This is a genomic window from Amycolatopsis sp. NPDC000009 (assembly GCF_055563465.1).
In genome coordinates this window covers 148,532-163,410 of the sequence record NZ_JBVHDI010000013.1, presented here as the reverse complement: position 1 = coordinate 163,410, position 14,879 = coordinate 148,532, and the positions used below count along the sequence as shown (strand labels likewise).

At 67.7% G+C, this 14,879-nt stretch carries 17 protein-coding genes and 2 pseudogenes; 7 read left to right on the top strand and 12 right to left on the bottom strand.

Annotation, left to right across the window (positions count from 1 at the left end; all coding sequences use genetic code 11):
• Window positions 1-20 precede the first annotated feature (20 nt).
• Window positions 21-113: pseudogene (locus ACZ3HL_RS29610) on the bottom strand (hypothetical protein); the annotation flags it as partial.
• Between the two features lie 775 nt (window positions 114-888).
• Between ACZ3HL_RS29610 and ACZ3HL_RS29605 the strand changes: the two are divergent.
• Genes ACZ3HL_RS29605 through ACZ3HL_RS29590 form a run of 4 tightly spaced genes read left to right on the top strand, consistent with a single transcriptional unit; the run spans window position 889 to window position 4,874 of the window.
• Complete coding sequence (locus ACZ3HL_RS29605) at window positions 889-1,683, top strand: carbamoyl phosphate synthase preATP-grasp domain-containing protein (RefSeq protein WP_465534858.1); 795 nt, start codon at window positions 889-891, stop codon at window positions 1,681-1,683.
• A complete protein-coding gene (locus tag ACZ3HL_RS29600; protein WP_465534857.1) occupies window positions 1,680-2,648 on the top strand; it encodes an aspartate carbamoyltransferase in 969 nt (322 codons plus the stop codon). Before ACZ3HL_RS29605 ends, ACZ3HL_RS29600 begins: the two co-directional genes overlap by 4 nt.
• 57 nt (window positions 2,649-2,705) lie before the next feature.
• Complete coding sequence (locus tag ACZ3HL_RS29595) at window positions 2,706-3,491, top strand: ArsR/SmtB family transcription factor (protein WP_465534856.1); 786 nt, start codon at window positions 2,706-2,708, stop codon at window positions 3,489-3,491.
• Between the two features lie 27 nt (window positions 3,492-3,518).
• Entirely contained in the window at window positions 3,519-4,874 is a 1,356-nt protein-coding gene (locus tag ACZ3HL_RS29590; RefSeq protein ID WP_465534855.1) for an MFS transporter, read from the top strand.
• A gap of 355 nt (window positions 4,875-5,229) precedes the next feature.
• On the opposite strand, the gene ACZ3HL_RS29585 is transcribed toward ACZ3HL_RS29590, so the two are convergent.
• Complete coding sequence (locus ACZ3HL_RS29585; protein ID WP_465534910.1) at window positions 5,230-5,373, bottom strand: hypothetical protein; 144 nt, start codon at window positions 5,371-5,373, stop codon at window positions 5,230-5,232.
• 62 nt (window positions 5,374-5,435) lie between these two features.
• Window positions 5,436-5,699 (bottom strand): annotated as a pseudogene (locus ACZ3HL_RS29580) (IclR family transcriptional regulator domain-containing protein); the annotation flags it as partial.
• A 158-nt stretch (window positions 5,700-5,857) separates the two neighbouring features.
• On the opposite strand from ACZ3HL_RS29580, the gene ACZ3HL_RS29575 reads away from it, so the two are divergent.
• Window positions 5,858-6,472: a TetR/AcrR family transcriptional regulator gene (locus ACZ3HL_RS29575; protein WP_465417558.1), complete on the top strand. Its 615-nt coding sequence runs from the start codon at window positions 5,858-5,860 to the stop codon at window positions 6,470-6,472.
• Window positions 6,473-6,663: 191 nt separating this feature from the next.
• Window positions 6,664-8,223: an MFS transporter gene (locus tag ACZ3HL_RS29570; RefSeq protein ID WP_465534854.1), complete on the top strand. Its 1,560-nt coding sequence runs from the start codon at window positions 6,664-6,666 to the stop codon at window positions 8,221-8,223.
• A gap of 273 nt (window positions 8,224-8,496) precedes the next feature.
• Here the strand turns inward: ACZ3HL_RS29570 and ACZ3HL_RS29565 are convergent, their stop codons facing one another.
• From ACZ3HL_RS29565 to ACZ3HL_RS29525, 9 genes are read right to left on the bottom strand one after another with little or no spacing between them, the layout of a single operon-like run.
• Window positions 8,497-8,916: a holo-ACP synthase gene (locus ACZ3HL_RS29565; protein ID WP_465534853.1), complete on the bottom strand. Its 420-nt coding sequence runs from the start codon at window positions 8,914-8,916 to the stop codon at window positions 8,497-8,499.
• Window positions 8,917-8,920: 4 nt separating this feature from the next.
• On the bottom strand, window positions 8,921-9,715 hold the full coding sequence (locus tag ACZ3HL_RS29560; RefSeq protein ID WP_465417564.1) for a hypothetical protein: 795 nt from the start codon (window positions 9,713-9,715) through the stop codon (window positions 8,921-8,923).
• On the bottom strand, window positions 9,712-9,981 hold the full coding sequence (locus tag ACZ3HL_RS29555) for an acyl carrier protein (protein ID WP_125684794.1): 270 nt from the start codon (window positions 9,979-9,981) through the stop codon (window positions 9,712-9,714). The genes ACZ3HL_RS29560 and ACZ3HL_RS29555 overlap by 4 nt, the downstream gene beginning before the upstream one ends.
• The gene (locus ACZ3HL_RS29550; RefSeq protein WP_465534852.1) at window positions 9,978-10,937 is read right to left on the bottom strand and encodes a 3-oxoacyl-ACP synthase III family protein; all 960 of its coding nucleotides are present in this window, start codon (window positions 10,935-10,937) and stop codon (window positions 9,978-9,980) included. The genes ACZ3HL_RS29555 and ACZ3HL_RS29550 overlap by 4 nt, the downstream gene beginning before the upstream one ends.
• The gene (locus tag ACZ3HL_RS29545; RefSeq protein WP_465417570.1) at window positions 10,937-11,761 is read right to left on the bottom strand and encodes an SAM-dependent methyltransferase; all 825 of its coding nucleotides are present in this window, start codon (window positions 11,759-11,761) and stop codon (window positions 10,937-10,939) included. The genes ACZ3HL_RS29550 and ACZ3HL_RS29545 overlap by 1 nt, the downstream gene beginning before the upstream one ends.
• Complete coding sequence (locus tag ACZ3HL_RS29540) at window positions 11,761-12,009, bottom strand: acyl carrier protein (RefSeq protein ID WP_465417571.1); 249 nt, start codon at window positions 12,007-12,009, stop codon at window positions 11,761-11,763. The genes ACZ3HL_RS29545 and ACZ3HL_RS29540 overlap by 1 nt, the downstream gene beginning before the upstream one ends.
• A gap of 27 nt (window positions 12,010-12,036) precedes the next feature.
• Window positions 12,037-12,420: a holo-ACP synthase gene (locus ACZ3HL_RS29535; RefSeq protein ID WP_465534851.1), complete on the bottom strand. Its 384-nt coding sequence runs from the start codon at window positions 12,418-12,420 to the stop codon at window positions 12,037-12,039.
• Window positions 12,421-12,422: 2 nt separating this feature from the next.
• A complete protein-coding gene (locus ACZ3HL_RS29530) occupies window positions 12,423-13,265 on the bottom strand; it encodes a class-II aminoacyl-tRNA synthetase family protein (RefSeq protein ID WP_465534850.1) in 843 nt (280 codons plus the stop codon).
• Entirely contained in the window at window positions 13,262-14,146 is an 885-nt protein-coding gene (locus ACZ3HL_RS29525) for a diiron oxygenase (RefSeq protein ID WP_465534849.1), read from the bottom strand. The genes ACZ3HL_RS29530 and ACZ3HL_RS29525 overlap by 4 nt, the downstream gene beginning before the upstream one ends.
• Window positions 14,147-14,511: 365 nt before the next feature.
• On the opposite strand from ACZ3HL_RS29525, the gene ACZ3HL_RS29520 reads away from it, so the two are divergent.
• The gene (locus ACZ3HL_RS29520; protein WP_465534848.1) at window positions 14,512-14,877 is read left to right on the top strand and encodes a 4'-phosphopantetheinyl transferase superfamily protein; all 366 of its coding nucleotides are present in this window, start codon (window positions 14,512-14,514) and stop codon (window positions 14,875-14,877) included.
• Window positions 14,878-14,879 lie beyond the last annotated feature (2 nt).

The window sequence follows — 14,879 nt, the reverse complement described above, 5'->3', positions numbered from 1 at the left end:
AGTGCGGCCATGTTCGCCGCCCACACCACCGCGGCGAGTTCGTCCAGCAACGCGTACGTGATCGGCTCTGTCGAGCCGCGGCTGCCGCTGCGAGCGATCCGGACGGTCGGCAGCCACGCCGGCGCGCCGTTCTTCTCGAAGAACTGCTCACCGCCGACACCGTCCGGGGAAGCGGATGAACGTCACCGGACGCCCTGCCAGATGCGGCAGCAACACCGGGGCGATACGTGAGTAGCAGTTGATCACCTCCCGCCTTTTGTGAATCCGCCCGGATACAAGGGTTTGTCCAAATTGGATAGAACGAGTCGCCGGTGACCGGCCTGGACGGTGATCTTCGCCCCGGCCACCGGTTCACCTTGTGCTTGCTCACGCGTGGTCTTCAGCAGGACCGAGATGCAAGTTTCTACCCGAGTCCAGGACGGTGCCGGTTCCGCCCGGACCGCTCTGCGATCGGTGCGATGTGCTGTCCGTCCTCGAACGACATCGAATTCGTCGAACACTCCATGCCGGGAAATGGAATCCGCATGGCTTCGCATTCGACATACGGTCGAGTCATTCCGGGCATTCCTGACGATCACCTCTTATCCCGACAATTCTTTTTGCGCCGATCAGGTGAGTTTCACCGAGGTGAACAGTCCGGCACCAATCAGACATACGTCATGACCTGGTGTCCCAGCTGCGCCATTCGGCCCAGCCTCCGGTAGTGCGTGTGCAGGCCTCCACTGCGGCGGTTCAGGTAGCCGGGGGCGGAATTCCCACACGGACCCCGGTTGCGGATCGTCCGGCGCGTTTCTACGCTCGAAATCAGCTCGGAAAGGCGATCCGCCTACCGAATCGGCAATCAGTGGTGGGGAAATGCCGAAGAGAACAGTCGTTCAACATGTACTGGTGATAGGCAACGACGCCGAGTCGGCGCAATCATGCGGCGCGGCCTGCCGGATTCTGCGGGAGCAGGGCATACGGGTCACCGCGGTGAGCACGGATCCGACAGCGATCGCGACCGATCCCGGCGTCGCGGACGTGGTGTACTTCGAACCGGTCACCCCTCGAATCATCGAAAAGATCATCGTCGACCAAGAGACGCGAGGGCATCCGGTGGACCATCTCCTGGCAGGAGCGGGTACCTCCGGCTGCGCCGCCACCCTGGCCAAGCGCGGGGTACTGGAACGCCACGACATCACCGCACTCGATCCCGGAACCCTGCAGATTCCCTTGTGGACAGATCCGCCTCCTTTCAGCGGACCGGAAATTCCCGCGATGTTGATCCTCGGCCCGCTGACGGGAGCCGCGGAGTACGAGCATTGCTGCGCCAAGGCGGCCGTCGGCTTCCGGAAGTCCGGGTTCGCCACCGTCCTCGTCGACTCGGGCGCCGCAACCCTGGTCTCGGATTACGATCGCCGGTACAACGCGCGACAGCTGATCAGCCGGTTCATCCCCGAGATGCCCGACTACCCCGGCCCGGAAATGCTGGAGCAGTGGTTCATCGACGAGCTCACCTGCCCGATCTTCGCCGGAACACCGCCACTGGCCCAGGGCATGCTCGCGTCACGACTCGGCCAGGCGATCACCGGGCTGGACCAGTTGCCGGGCTCGCAGCAGCTGCCGGTGACACCGGGTTACGCGATGCTCGACACCCAGAAGTGGATGGCGAAGACCGTCGAAGGCCGATGGTGGGAACGATGATCGCCCCGTTCCAGGTCGGCACCGGCACCACCCCGGCGCACGCGATCTCCCTGCTGGACTGGCGAACCGAAGACATCCGGTCGGTGTTCGACCTGGCGGACTGGATCGCCGCGCAACCACCGTCCGTGCTGCCCAATCTGGCGCCGAGCGCGGTGATCGGCTGCTGCTTCTACCAGAACAGCACCCGGACAAGGCTCAGCTTCGAGGCGGCGGCACGGCGCGTCGGCGGCACGTCGATCGGGTTCGCCGACGTTTCGACCACACGCGCGGGAGACTTCTTCCAGGAGAGCCTGGAAGACACGGTGCGGGTGGTCGGTGGCTATACCGACCTGCTGGTACTGCGGCACACCGACGACGACGCGGCAGAGCGCGCGGCAGCCGTCTCGCCGGTGCCCGTCATCAGCGCCGGCACCGGCGAACGCGAGCATCCCACACAAGGCCTGCTGGACAGCTGGATGATCAGCCGGACACTCGGTTCGCTCGACGGGGCGACCGTCGGCTTGGTCGGTGATCCGGGCTGCCGGGCCACGAGATCGACCCTGATCGCGTTGTGCAGGCTGGGGATCGCCCGCATCGTCTTCCTGATCCCTCCCGGCCGCGGTGTCGATCTGGACGAAGAGTCCTTAATGGAGGAACACGGCGTCAGTTCGTACGAAGTGGACAATGCGGTCGATCTGGTCAAAGTCTCCGACGCGGTCAGCATGATCCCGTTCGAACTTCCGGACTTCCACGTCCCCGCCGCCCGGCGGGATCCGGACGCCGCCCCGCTGGCCCCGGAATACGTGTTCGACCGGAAGTTGCTCAGCACGGTCGGTGCGCACGCCCACGTTTTCCACACCGGGCCGCGTGCGGGTGAGCTGCCGCCGGAAAGCACGGCACTGCCCAATGTTCACTATTTCGAGGGAGTTCAGCGGGGAGTTTCCCTGCGAGCGGCGTTGCTCTGCCGGCTGCTGGGCCTGGCTTGACGGCACGGCGCCCATGTTTCGTCCGGAAGCGAAACGAAAGCGTCCTACAGTGGATGTATGGCCAGGAAGCACGAGACCGCCCGGCTCGGCGGGGAAGCGGATTTCACCACTCCCGCCGAACTGGTCGGTCATCCCGCCCGGTCGGCGATCCTGTTGGCGCTGCTGGACGGCCGCGCGTTGCCGATGTCCGTGCTGGCGGCGGAGGCCGGGGTGGCGCCGTCGACGGCGAGTGCGCATCTGACCAGGCTGACCGAAGGCGGTCTCCTGCGGGTCCGCAGGCAGGGCCGCCACGCCTACTACGAACTGGCGTCCGCCCGGGTCGCCGAAGCGCTGGAAGCCCTGGCACGGCTGGCTCCGCCGCGACCGGTCCGATCGCTGCGCGGAGCCGGCCGGGCACGGACGCTGCGCACGGCGCGGACCTGTTACGACCACATGGCGGGCAGGCTCGGTGTCGAGGTGATGCGATCGTTGCTTGCCAACGACGCACTCGACGGAGGCGACGGGCTGCATCATCCGGAGTCCGCGGGCAGCGACCGGCTTTCCTCGCCTGGCAACGACATCGAGTATCGGGTCACGGAGACCGGCTGGAAGTTCTTCGACGGGCTGGGCGTGGTGGTCCCGGCGGGGCGGCGGAAGGTCGTGCGCTACTGCGTCGACTGGACCGAACAACGGCATCACCTGGCCGGTGCCCTTGGCGCGGCGCTGCTGACCCGGGTCGAACAGCTGGGCTGGGTGTCCCGGCGGGCGAACGGTGTTCCCCGCGCACTACGGGTGACCGACGAGGGTCGCGAAGGGTTCGCCGAGATCTTCGGTTTCGACTTCGCGGCGCCGAAGGTGGCGTGACCCCAGAGAACGGAGGACGAGCGCTCGATGGCTTCGACCGCGACGGAACGGCCCGCCTCGACGAGACGGCGGCTACTGCTGACCGTCATGTGCGTCGGGATGTTCCTGGTACAGCTGGACGTCACGATCGTCAATGTCGCGCTGCCGCAGATCGCCGACGGTCTGCACACCGGGTTGCGCGGCCAGCAATGGGTGGTCGACGGCTACGCGGTCGTCCTGGCCAGCCTGCTGCTGGCGGGAGGCACGCTGGGTGACCGCTACGGTCACAAACGGGTGGTCCTCGGCGGGCTCGGCGTGTTCGGGGTGGCGTCGCTGGTGTGCGGGGTCGCGCCCGATGTCGCCACCCTGGTCGGCGGCCGTGCGTTGCAGGGAATCGGCGCGGCGATGCTGCTGCCCGGCACCCTCGCCGTCATTACCCGGGCCTTCCCCGGGCGGGCCGAGCAAGCGCGGGCAGTCGGTGTCTGGGCGGGCGTCTCGGCGCTCGCGCTGCCCGCGGGACCGCTGATCGGCGGCGCGCTGGTCTCGGGCGTGGGCTGGCGGACCGTCTTCCTGATCAATCTGCCGATCATCGTGGCCGCGATCCCGCTGACCCTGCGGCTGGTCGCGGAAAGCACCGACGAGCACCCGCGCCGGCTCGACATCCCCGGCATCCTCCTGGCGACGACGACCCTGGCCGCGACCGTATACGCCGTCATCGCGAGCGAACCCCTGGCGATGCTCGGCGCCGTGCTCGCGCTCGCCGGGTTCGGCTGGCGTGAACACCGGGCGGCCGAACCACTGCTCCCGCTGAGCCTCTTGCGGGAACCCGCTTTCGCCGGGGCGAACCTGGTGGCGGCGGCGATGAACCTGGTGGGGATCGGGACGATCTTCGTCGCGACGCTGTACCTGCAGACCGTGCAGCACCGGAGCGCGTTCACCGCCGGTCTGATGCTGCTGCCGTTGTTCGTCCCGCTGGCGGCGCTGGCCCCGGTCACCGGCCGCCTCACCGGCCGCTACGGCCCGCGACTGCCGCTGACCTGCGGTCTCCTCGTCGGCGCGGCCGGTTCGCTGGCGATGGTCGGGCTCGAACCGGACAGCGGATACCTCCGGCTGCTCCCGGTCCTGCTCGGCCTGGGCATCGGCATGGGCCTGATGACCGCCGCCGTCGTCGCCGCCGCGGTCCGCTCGGTCCCCGCCGACCGCGCCGGGCTCGCCAGCGGCGTCAACAACACTTCCCGGCAGGCGGCCGGTGCCCTGGCCGTCGCCGTCTACGGAGCTGTCGCCGGTTCGCCCACCGACGGCGCCGGGTTCACCTCGGGGCTGCACACGATCGGCGTGATCGGCGCGGTCGCCTGGACTGCCGCGCTCGGGCTGACCTGGCTCACCATCCCCGGCCGGCGATGACCGAAGGGCCCACCTGGGGTTGACGACCTCGGCACTACTGAACAACGCACTGGCCCGCCCCGTGGCCTCTGCCGGACCGACAGAGCACCGTTGTGGAGGTTATGGCCTGCGCGATTCGGCCATGTTCTCTTACAGCCATTGGAGCATGCCCTCGTCGTCGACCGTGGGATGCTTTCGCCGGAGGGAAGTTCGGCTCGGCGGGCGCAGGCGTCCAGTCGTTCGGCGATCTCGGTCCTGCCTGGTTCTGTGTCGGGTCTGTGGCGGCGGACTCCGACGCGTGGTCGAAGTCCAGCGTCGCCGACATCCTGAAGCCGGCCATCGACCTGAACGTCCTGTCCGGACAGGACGGCGTGGCTCAGTCGGCCCAGCGGGCGATGCCGAGTGCCGCAGCGCGTACCGCGGGAGCGAGCCGATCGACGGCGGCTCGAGAATGCGCCACGATGCCGAGCGCGGCACGAACCCGGCCATCGAGTCCGAGGACGGGGGCGGCGACGGACACCGCCCCAGGGTCATCTCCTCATAGGAGTAGGCGACTCCGGACTTGCGAACCTCGGCCAGTGCGGCCGCCAGCCTGCCGGGCTGGGTGATGGTGTGCGGAGTCATCCGGGTCAGGCCTCCCTCGGCGAGGGATCTGATCACCTCATCACCCGAAAAGGCCAGGAGGGCCTTCCCCACCCCGGTCGCGTGCAGAGGAAGGCGGCCGCCGATGTGGGTGAGTGTGGGCACGGCCTTGGCGCTGGAGATCTTCTCGATGCAGAGGGCTTGACGGTCCTGGAGGACCGCAAGCTGGATGTTCTCCTGGGTCGCCTGGTACAGGTCGTGCATGTAGGGAAGTGCCGCCTCCCGTAGCCCGCGCTGCTGCGGGGCGAGCGCGCCGATCGTCCAGAGGCGCATCCCGATCCGGTAGCGGCCGTCGTCGAGACGTTAAATGTGCCCGGAAGGCAAAGTTGCCCGCTGGGCAGGTTGAGCGGTACGATCGGGACATGCCCAGCGAAGCACCCGTCAGCCTGCGGGAACGCAAGAAGCTCGACACCCGCAAGGCGCTGAGCGACGCGGCGTTGGAGCTGATGTTCGAGGTCGGCCTGGAGAACGTCGTCCGTGAAGACATCGCGGCGCGCGCCGGGGTGTCGCTGCGTACGTTCAGCAACTACTTCAGCAGCAAGTACGACGCGTTGGCCTACCGGGTCAGCCACCGGTTACGTCGCAGTGCCGAATTGTTGCGCGCCCGGCCGGCGGAGGAGCCCTTGTGGACCGCGATCGCCGAAGCGCTGATCGAGCCGTTGCGCGATGACGGGGTGCCCTTCGGGCAGCCGACCGACCAACAGCTCCTCGAAGTGCGCAAGCTGAACGCCACGCCGGAAATGCAGGCCGCGATGGCCCGGAACACCATCGACGACCTGGTCGAGGCGATCGCCGAGCGCACAGGCACCGACCCGCACGCCGATCTGTACCCACAGCTCGTCGCCAACGTGACCATCGGCGCCATGAACGCCGCACTGAACCGCTACGTGGACACCGACCCACCAGTGTCCATGCCCGCTCTGGTGCACGAGGTGTTCACCGGGATTTCCCTGGGGCTGCCACCACCCCGCCCCTGACCCCATCGCGCGATCGAACGAGGCCGTCCACGACGGCCCGCTGAACACGGGCGCGTTCCGCCACGCCCGAAACCGGGAATGGCCACGGCTTCACTCGACTACAAAGAGCGACCGAGTCATAACGCTATGCGGTACGCCATCGAGGTGTCGGCGTCGGAGCACTCGACACGAAGGGAAAGGGACGAGACACGATGCCGGAAACGACCGCCACCCCACCGCAGTCCACGACCGGCCATCCACGGTTGGCCAAGTTCGGGATCGCGGGCGCGTTGTTCGGCATGTTCCTCGGCATGTTGGACAGCTACATCGTCGCCACCGCACTGCCGAGCATCGTCGGCGATCTGGGCGGGCTCGCGTCGATGGCCTGGGTCATCACGTCGTACGCACTGGCGATCGCCGCCTCCACCCAGGTCTGGGGAAAGCTCAGCGACCTGTTCAACCGCAAGATCATGTTCGTGCTGTCCGTGGTCGTCTTCCTGGTCGGCTCGGTACTGTGCGGCCTGGCGCAGAACATGGCCGAACTGATCGCTTTCCGCGCACTGCAAGGCATCGGCGCGGGCGGCCTGCTGGTCGGCGCACTGGCGATGGTGCAGGTTCTGTTGCCACCGAAGGAATCCACCAAGGTCTCGAGCTGGTCCGGCCTGCTGATGGGAGTGGCGCTCATCGGCGGTCCCTTGATCGGCGGCGTCATCACCGACGCGTGGTCCTGGCGCTGGTGCTTCTACGTCAACGTGCCGTTCGGCATTCTCTGCCTCATCGGAACCGTCGTCGGGGTCAACGTCCCCATGCCGCCGAGGAAGGAGAAGGTGCGGATCGACTACCTCGGTACGATCCTGCTGATCGCCGCGGTCGTCAGCCTCACCCTGATCACGAGCTGGGCGGGAACCCGGTACTCATGGGGGTCGGCGCTGATCATCGGACTGTGCGCGGTCATGGTTTTCGCGCTGGCCGCGTTCGTGTACGTCGAGCGCCGGGTCCCCGAGCCGATCGTTCCGTTCCGGATGTTCGGTACCAGGAACTTCGCGCTCGCCCAAGTTCTCGGCTTCACGTTCAACGTGACCATGGTCGCGACGGTCAACTTCCTGCCGCTGTACTTCCAGAACGCACGGGGCATCCGGCCCTCCGTCAGCGGATTCCTGTTGATCCCGTTGATGGCCGGGATGGTGCTGGTGATGACACGAAGTTCCGCCTACATCCGCCGGACCGGCCGGTATCGGATCCTGCCGATCATCGGCGGAGTCTCCATCACGGTCGGCATGCTCATGGTGCTCTTCCTCGGGCCGGAGACGAATCCGGTGGTCGCCTCGCTGGTCGGGATCCCGCTCGGCATCGGCCTCGGCTGCCTCATCCAGAACACGATCCTGATCATCCGGGCGAGCGTCGAACCGCGCGACATCGGTGCGGGAATGGGAATGGGTTCGTTGACCAGGACGCTGGGCGGCGGTATCGGCGCCGCGATCTTCGGCACCCTGTATTTCGGCGCTTTGAGCAGTACCTTGACCGGCAAACTCGGTTCCGAAGCGAGCACGTTGCTGGCCTCGGGAAGCACCAGGCTGGAGCCGGAACAGCTCGACACGCTGGCGGCGCCGGTGCGTGAAGCCTGGTCGGCCGCGGTGACCAACGGCCTGCACCTCGTGGCGATCGGCTCGGCGATCGCCGGCCTGATCGCGCTCATCTCGGCCTACTTCGTCCGCGAAGTGCCCTTGGTCGACCGCCGCCACATGGCACCCCCGGCTCCGAAGAGTTCCTGACTCGTCGGGACCCCGCTAGCGGCCTTGCGTGAAGTACATGATGGCCCCCTTCCTTGCGGTAGGCGCAAGGAAGGGGGCCATCATGTACTGGGGCCGGGACTGGTCCGACTGAGGCGTTCCCGGCGATCTCCGCCCAGTCCACGTCGGATCCATCCCAGCCCCGATGGCTTCCTGGAACCGGCGAAGTCGCCTACGCCAATCGGCGCCGAGCTGTCTCAGGCGCACCGCCGGTGTTCCCGCCAGCGGAGTCAAGCAGCGTCGCAACGGTCTGTCTCAAGGATTTCGTCCGATTTCGACCATGGATCGCTGATTTCGTCTTGGAGTGATCACCGCCAACGCGACCGCCAGGACCAGGTCCGCCTTGTGCGTGATCGAGACCTGTACCTCCACGACCCCGAGCGCGGCGGCGCCCGCGGCCGCCGCGCCGGTGAGCACCACCAGGGCCTCCCCGGAATCGGCTCGTTCGACGGCGATCTGGCGCGGCGCGACGCCACCGGCGAAACCGGTGCCGATCGCCTTCGCGACGGCTTCCTTCGCGGCGAACCGGCCCGCCAGGAACTCCCGTCGCCGATCGGGGCCGAACCCGGCCGCGGTGGCGAGTTCGGACTCGGCGTAGACGTAGGCACGGAACCATGGCCGTGCCAGCAGCCGGTCCAGTTCGCCGAGGTGCAGCAGGTCGGCCCCGATCCGCATCGGGCTACCCGGCCGGGAAGGTGAAGGCCGCGGCGTGACTGCGACCGCTCAGCGGATCGGTGTCGCAGAGCACGACCTTCCGGTACGTCTCCTGCCAGGCCGGCCAGTTTCCCGCCAGGGCGAGCCACACACTGGTGCAGTACGAGCCCGGCGCAACCCGGTGGACGTCCCCGGCCTCGACGGTTTCCGTCACCCACGGGCCGAGGACAACGAGCGTGCCGGACTCCCGATGAGGTTCGAGCAATTCGCCCACCGTCCCGCCGGACGACACCGACGCCAGACGTGGCCCCGGCCCGGTGCCGAGGACCAGCGCGGCCCCCGAGTCGACCAGCCCGCCGTCGTCGACCAGGGGATGCGGGGTCGGGAGCGTCGTCTGCTCCAGTACAGCGACGACCGCCTCCTCGCACCGTCCCGACCGCTGATACGCCGACACGATGCGCAGGGCCGTGAACGGCGCGGCCAAACCCTGCTGTGCCACGGAGAACGTGGTCGCCGTGACGTCAAGCCGGTCAGCAAGGTACGGCGCCACGGCGGTGAACGGGAGGACGTCGGGCAGGGCGTGGGTCACGATGATCAGCTGCGGGCGGCTCGCGCGTACGCCCTCGGCTTCCAGTAACCGGTCGGTCAGCGCCTTGTGCGAGACGTGCGCGCCGCGTTGCCAGCGTTCTTCGTCCACTTTGGATCCGAACGGTTCGACGAGATCCGCGAGGAACCTCGAGACCGCCGCGTCCTCCCGGTAGCCGGGCCCCGGCGGTGAGATCACCGCGTTCGTGCCGCGCAGGGTCGGTTCACCGCTCATGACACTCCTTCCCCGATGGCCTGCCTGGATTCGACGTAGTCGGCGAACGAACGGACGGTGCGAAGGTGATCGATGTCGAGGTCGTCCGGATCCACCGTGATGCCGACGGCCATCTCCACCAGCATCAGCAGTTCCAGTACCTTCGACGAGTCCAGCCGCAGGTCGTCGAACAGCCGCGTGTCCTCGGTCAGCCCGGTGATCTCCCGTTCCAGGACGTCCCCGAGCGCGTCCCCGATCGCCGACACCACCTCGTCGCGGGCCGTCACGTCCCGCTCCCCCGCGTCCGATGGGTGATCACCATGGCGCCGAACGTCGCACCGAGACCGACCGTGACGAGCACGTAGCGGGCGCCGTCGACGAGCCTGCCGTTCTCCCGCAAGGTCGTGTAGTTCAGGAACACGTCCGACGAGAAGCAATGGCTGAGCTTGGGGATGTTCTCCAGGAAGAACTTCTCCGACGGCGCCTCCAGCGCCTTCACCGTCTGCCGCCAGGCGAGGGCGTTGACGTTGTGCGGGATCACCAGATCGATGTCGTCGAACCCGCATCCCGCCTCGGCCACCGCCTCCAGGATCACCTCGGCCAGCCGCGGCCCGTAGAGCTGGCCGAATTCGGTGTTCTGCTCCGGGGTCAGCGCCAGCCATTCCGCGTACTGTCCCAGCGTCTTCGTGACGAAGGAATGCACGACGTCGCCGTCGCCGTCCACCGTCAGCAGGCACGCCGAGGCCGCGTCCGCCATGATCGCGGTGTTGGGGATCAGCTGCACGATCGGCGAGTACGCCCGCTCGCCGGTCACCATCAGCGCGTAACCGCCGGTCTCGCCCTCGGCCCGCAGCAGCTCGGCCGCGACGTCGATGGCACCCAGACTGCTCACACACGCCTGGTGGGACAACGCGAACGCCTCGACGTCCACCAGCCCCAGCCGCCGCGCGAGCTCCTGGGCGATGTCGACGTCGGCCGGCGCGAGCGCCTGGGTCGTATGCGCGAACACCAGCCTGTCGATCCTCCGGCCGGCGGGCAGCGCCGCCAGCGCCCGCTTCGCGGCGGGCAACAGCAGGTCGAACAGGTCCATCCCGGGATCGAACCGGAGTGTGTCGAGGCCGTAGAACTTCCGGAACACGCCGAGTTCCGCCCGGCGCAGCCCGAGGTGCTCGCCGAGCTCCTCGATGCGAACGCTGCGCTCGGGTACGAACGATTCGACGCGTTCCAGTGTGGTCGCGCCCATCAGCCCTCCAGGTATTCGGCCCGCAACAGCCAGAGCCGGTTGGCGCCGCGGCGTTCCGGCGGCTGTACCTCGTACGGCCAGCGGCCCTCACCCGCGCCGGGCTGGCCGGGCTCCTTGAGCTCGTCGACCTTCCAGCCGTGGGCCAGCAGGAACTCCTCCGGCTTGTCGGTGCCGAAGATCCACGGTGTCCCGTCGTCGGCCAGCCGGTCGAGGAACGGCTTCGAGAACGGGCTGCGCAGCAGGGCACGGCCGAGGATGTCCAGCGCCAGCCTGCTTCCCGGAGCCGACACCGAACCCAGCGTCTTCAGCAGGCCACCCGCCTGCTCCTCGGTCAGGAAGAAGGTCAGCGCCTCGGCCACCCACAACGTCGGGCGGGCCGGGTCGAAGCCCGCCTTCTCCAGTTCCGGCAGCCATTCACGGGTCAGGTCGGCGGGTACGACCCGGCGATCGACACGCGGCTCGGCGCCCAGTTCGGTCAGCCGCCGCTGCTTCTCCACCAGCAGTGGCTCGTGGTCCACCTCGAAGACGACGGTGTCTTCGGGCCAGTCCAGCCGGAACGCCCTGGTGTCCATCCCCGCCGCGATCAGCACGACCTGGCGGATGGCGGGATCCGACCGCAGTTCGCCGATCGCGTCGTCGAGGAACCTCGTCCGGATGCTGATGAACGGCAGCAGCCCGCCACCGGCGTAGCGCTCGATCAGCCGGAACCCGTCCGGCGCGGCGAGGGCGCTCGCCAGCGGGTCGGTGAACAGCGCGTCCTCGCGCTCGGACTCGAGCGACCGAGCCGCCGCCATCCACTGCGCGGTATAGGAAACGGCGTGCATCAGCTGACTCCCGCTCCGGCGAAGAACGCCTTCTCGATGGCCGACAGGGTTTTGAAGTCCACGATGTCGATGTTGTCGAAGTCGACCTCGACACCGCTCGCGTCCTCGATCACGTAGACCAGTTCGACGAACGACAGCGAGTCGACCAAGCGGCTTTCGATCAGGTCCTCTTCGAACGCCAGCTCGGTGCGTTCCGGGTGCCTGCCGAGAATCCAGTCACTGACCTTCTCGATACCAGGGGTGGGCATGTCTTCTCCTTCGAGGTTGGTTCCTTCTCAGTCCGCGGCGGACACCGCGACCGCGATGGCGTACGCGTCGTCGTGGGTGATGCTGATTTCGATCTCGTCGAGCCCGGCTTCCCTGGCCAGTCGCGCGGCGCGTCCGGTGAGCCGGACCACCGGCCAGCCGCCGTCGCTCTTGAGCACTTCGGTCGAGAGCCAGGGCACGGGCTGCCCGCCGACGTGGAAGAGTTTGAACACCGCTTCCTTGGCGGCCAGGCGTCCCGCGATACCAGGCAGGTCCGGACCGTCCGGAGTGGACGAACTCAGCAGTTCGGCGGCGGAGAGCAGGCGCCGCAGCGCGGGTTCCGCGTCCTGGCCGACCAGCTCGCGCACCCGGCTGAGCGGGACGACGTCGATGCCGATCCGTCTCGCGGCCATGGTCACCCGGCCCGGCCGGCCGCCGCTCGGACGGCCGCCAGCGCCGCCGGGAGATCGCCGTGGTGGACCTCGGTCAGCACGGCGAGCCAGCGCTCCAGGCCGAACGCCACACAGCTGGTGTAGGCGAACTCCTTGCCGTCACCGAAGCGGATGTCGCACCGTTCGCCGAAGAAGTTCCGATGGGTGTTGACCGAGGCGATCGCGAGGGTGCCGTGCTGGAACTCGTATTTGACCGGGCTCAGCTTCTGCAGGAGAGCGCGGGCGCCGTCGTTCTGGAAGAACGGATCGATCGCGGCCTCCTTCTCCAGGCCGAGGCCGAGTTCGCCGGAGAACGCCAGGATCCGTTCGGTGAAGCGGGAAACGACTTCCTGCGTGTGCTCGAACGAGCCGAGCGCGACGATCTCACGCATCTGGAAACTCGCCAGCCGCCGCAATCCGCTGTAGTGGTCCTCACTGCGGAAACAGCGGTTGACGAGTGTCACGATCTCCGTCTCGGACACCTTCGTGCCCTCGTAGAAAAGGTAAGCACCGTAACAGGTCGCGTGCGGCAGACCGTACCGGCCGTCCTGCAGATCGCCGCCGGCGAACCGCCCGTCGACCGGTTTTCCCTCCCGGTCGGCCAGATCCAGCGGACCGGCCACGAACGCCAGCTGCGGGAAGTTCGCGTAGACGTCGAACTTCTCCAGGTCGGTGACCGGATACAGCGGCGGCGGGCTGATCTCCCGCGCCCCGGCGGCACCGGCCCAGCCGAGGAAGGTCCGGTCGAGTTCCTGGACGAGGGCGGTCTCGTCGGGACCGAGGATCGCCAGCGCTTCGGCGCCGTCCACTCCGGTGGTGCGGGTCATCGCAGGATCCCCGTTCGCTCCAGGTACTTCAAGGTCTTGCGGAACACCTGTTTCTCGGTGGCGGGCCGGGTTGGCGCGTCGAGCAGCGCACGCCGGAATTCCAGCGGGTTCTCGATGCCGGCGTCGCGATAGACCTGCGGGTTGTACAGCGACTCGAAACTGTAGGTGAGGTACCGCCGGAGATAGGCCGAGACCTCGGCCAGGTCCTCTTCGGTCGCCGTCTTCTTGAGGTCGCCGTAGAGATGCTCCACCAGCTCCCGGCCGAACGCGATATGTCGCGATTCGTCCTGATGGTGGATGCGGTTGATCGCGCGGATCGTCTCGTGCAGGCGTTCGTCCCGCGCCATCAGCGAGTTGTAGTGGTCCACCAGTTCCTCGAAGATCAGGATCCTCGCGAACACCAGCAGACTCTCCACTTTGGACGAGGACGCGGGCGGGATGGCGACGCCGGCACCCGGTGCGCGATAGATCTTCCCGCCGTAGCGCAGGCAGAATTCGGCGAAGAACCACATATGCTCGTTCTCCTCACCGATGAAGTGGTGGAAGAACTCCGACGGCGTCTCGAAGCCCGCCGTGTGGATACGCGCGACGACCTCGATGAGCAGCTCGCGGATCCCGTGCACGTTGAGGCTGTAGAAGTTGATGCTTTCGAACCGCGACAGGGCGAAGAGCCGGTCTTCGCTCAGCGTCGTGGCGAACTCGGTGCCGTAGGTGGTGGTGAGCTCGGGACTCATCCACCACATCCGTTCGGGCAGGCTGTCCGGCCACTCGAACATCTGATAGGGGTTGTAGTAGTCGTCGATCGACTTCGACGAAAGGCGATCGAGCAGGCCGCGAAACCGTTCGTCCGCGTCGATGATGTCGCTGATGTCACTGGCCACGAAGGCTTCCTCCGTTCTTCCGGGCTCGATTCGACGCTACGGCAAGGAATCCGCGCGATTCAACGTCCACAAGCGGTCTGGCCGACACCGGCCAGCACCCTGGTTTCCCGGTGCGGTGGCGGCATAGGGTGGCCGCATGGCGGTTCGAGCGATCGAGGGGCAGGGGAACAGTGGGGTGTTGCGAAAGCCACTTTCGCAACGCTGAAGGTTGGGAAAGTGGCTTTCGCAACCCCAGCCGCCCGCCCAAGAGGTCAGGACGCGCCGGCGGCGAGGGGTCGGCCGGTGCAGGTGGCCGCCCGCGACCATGACACATCTGACCCGCTCGACCGGGCGACCGGCGCGAGATGCGAAGGGACCGGGAACGTATGACCACGCTCGTCGGAGTGGACGCGCTGCGCGTGGCCGAACTCGACCTGCTCGCGCGGCGCGGCTGGTTCCTGAAGTTCCTGTTCTCCCAGGAGGAAATCGACGACCTCGCGACGGCGGACAGCGTCTGTCTCGCTTGCCGGTTCGCCGCGAAGGAGGCGGTGCTGAAGGTGCTCAGGACCTGCCTGTCCGGTCCGGTTCCGCCCGCCCAGATCGTGATCCGGCGGTCCGGAGCGGGAACGACGTCGGTGGAGTTGCGCGGTGCGGCGGCCGAACGAGCCCGCGCGCTGGGCATCGAGCGGGTCGACGTCTCCATTTCCTGTGAGCGCGGGCTCGTGATCGCGGTCGCGCTGGGGACGGCCTGACC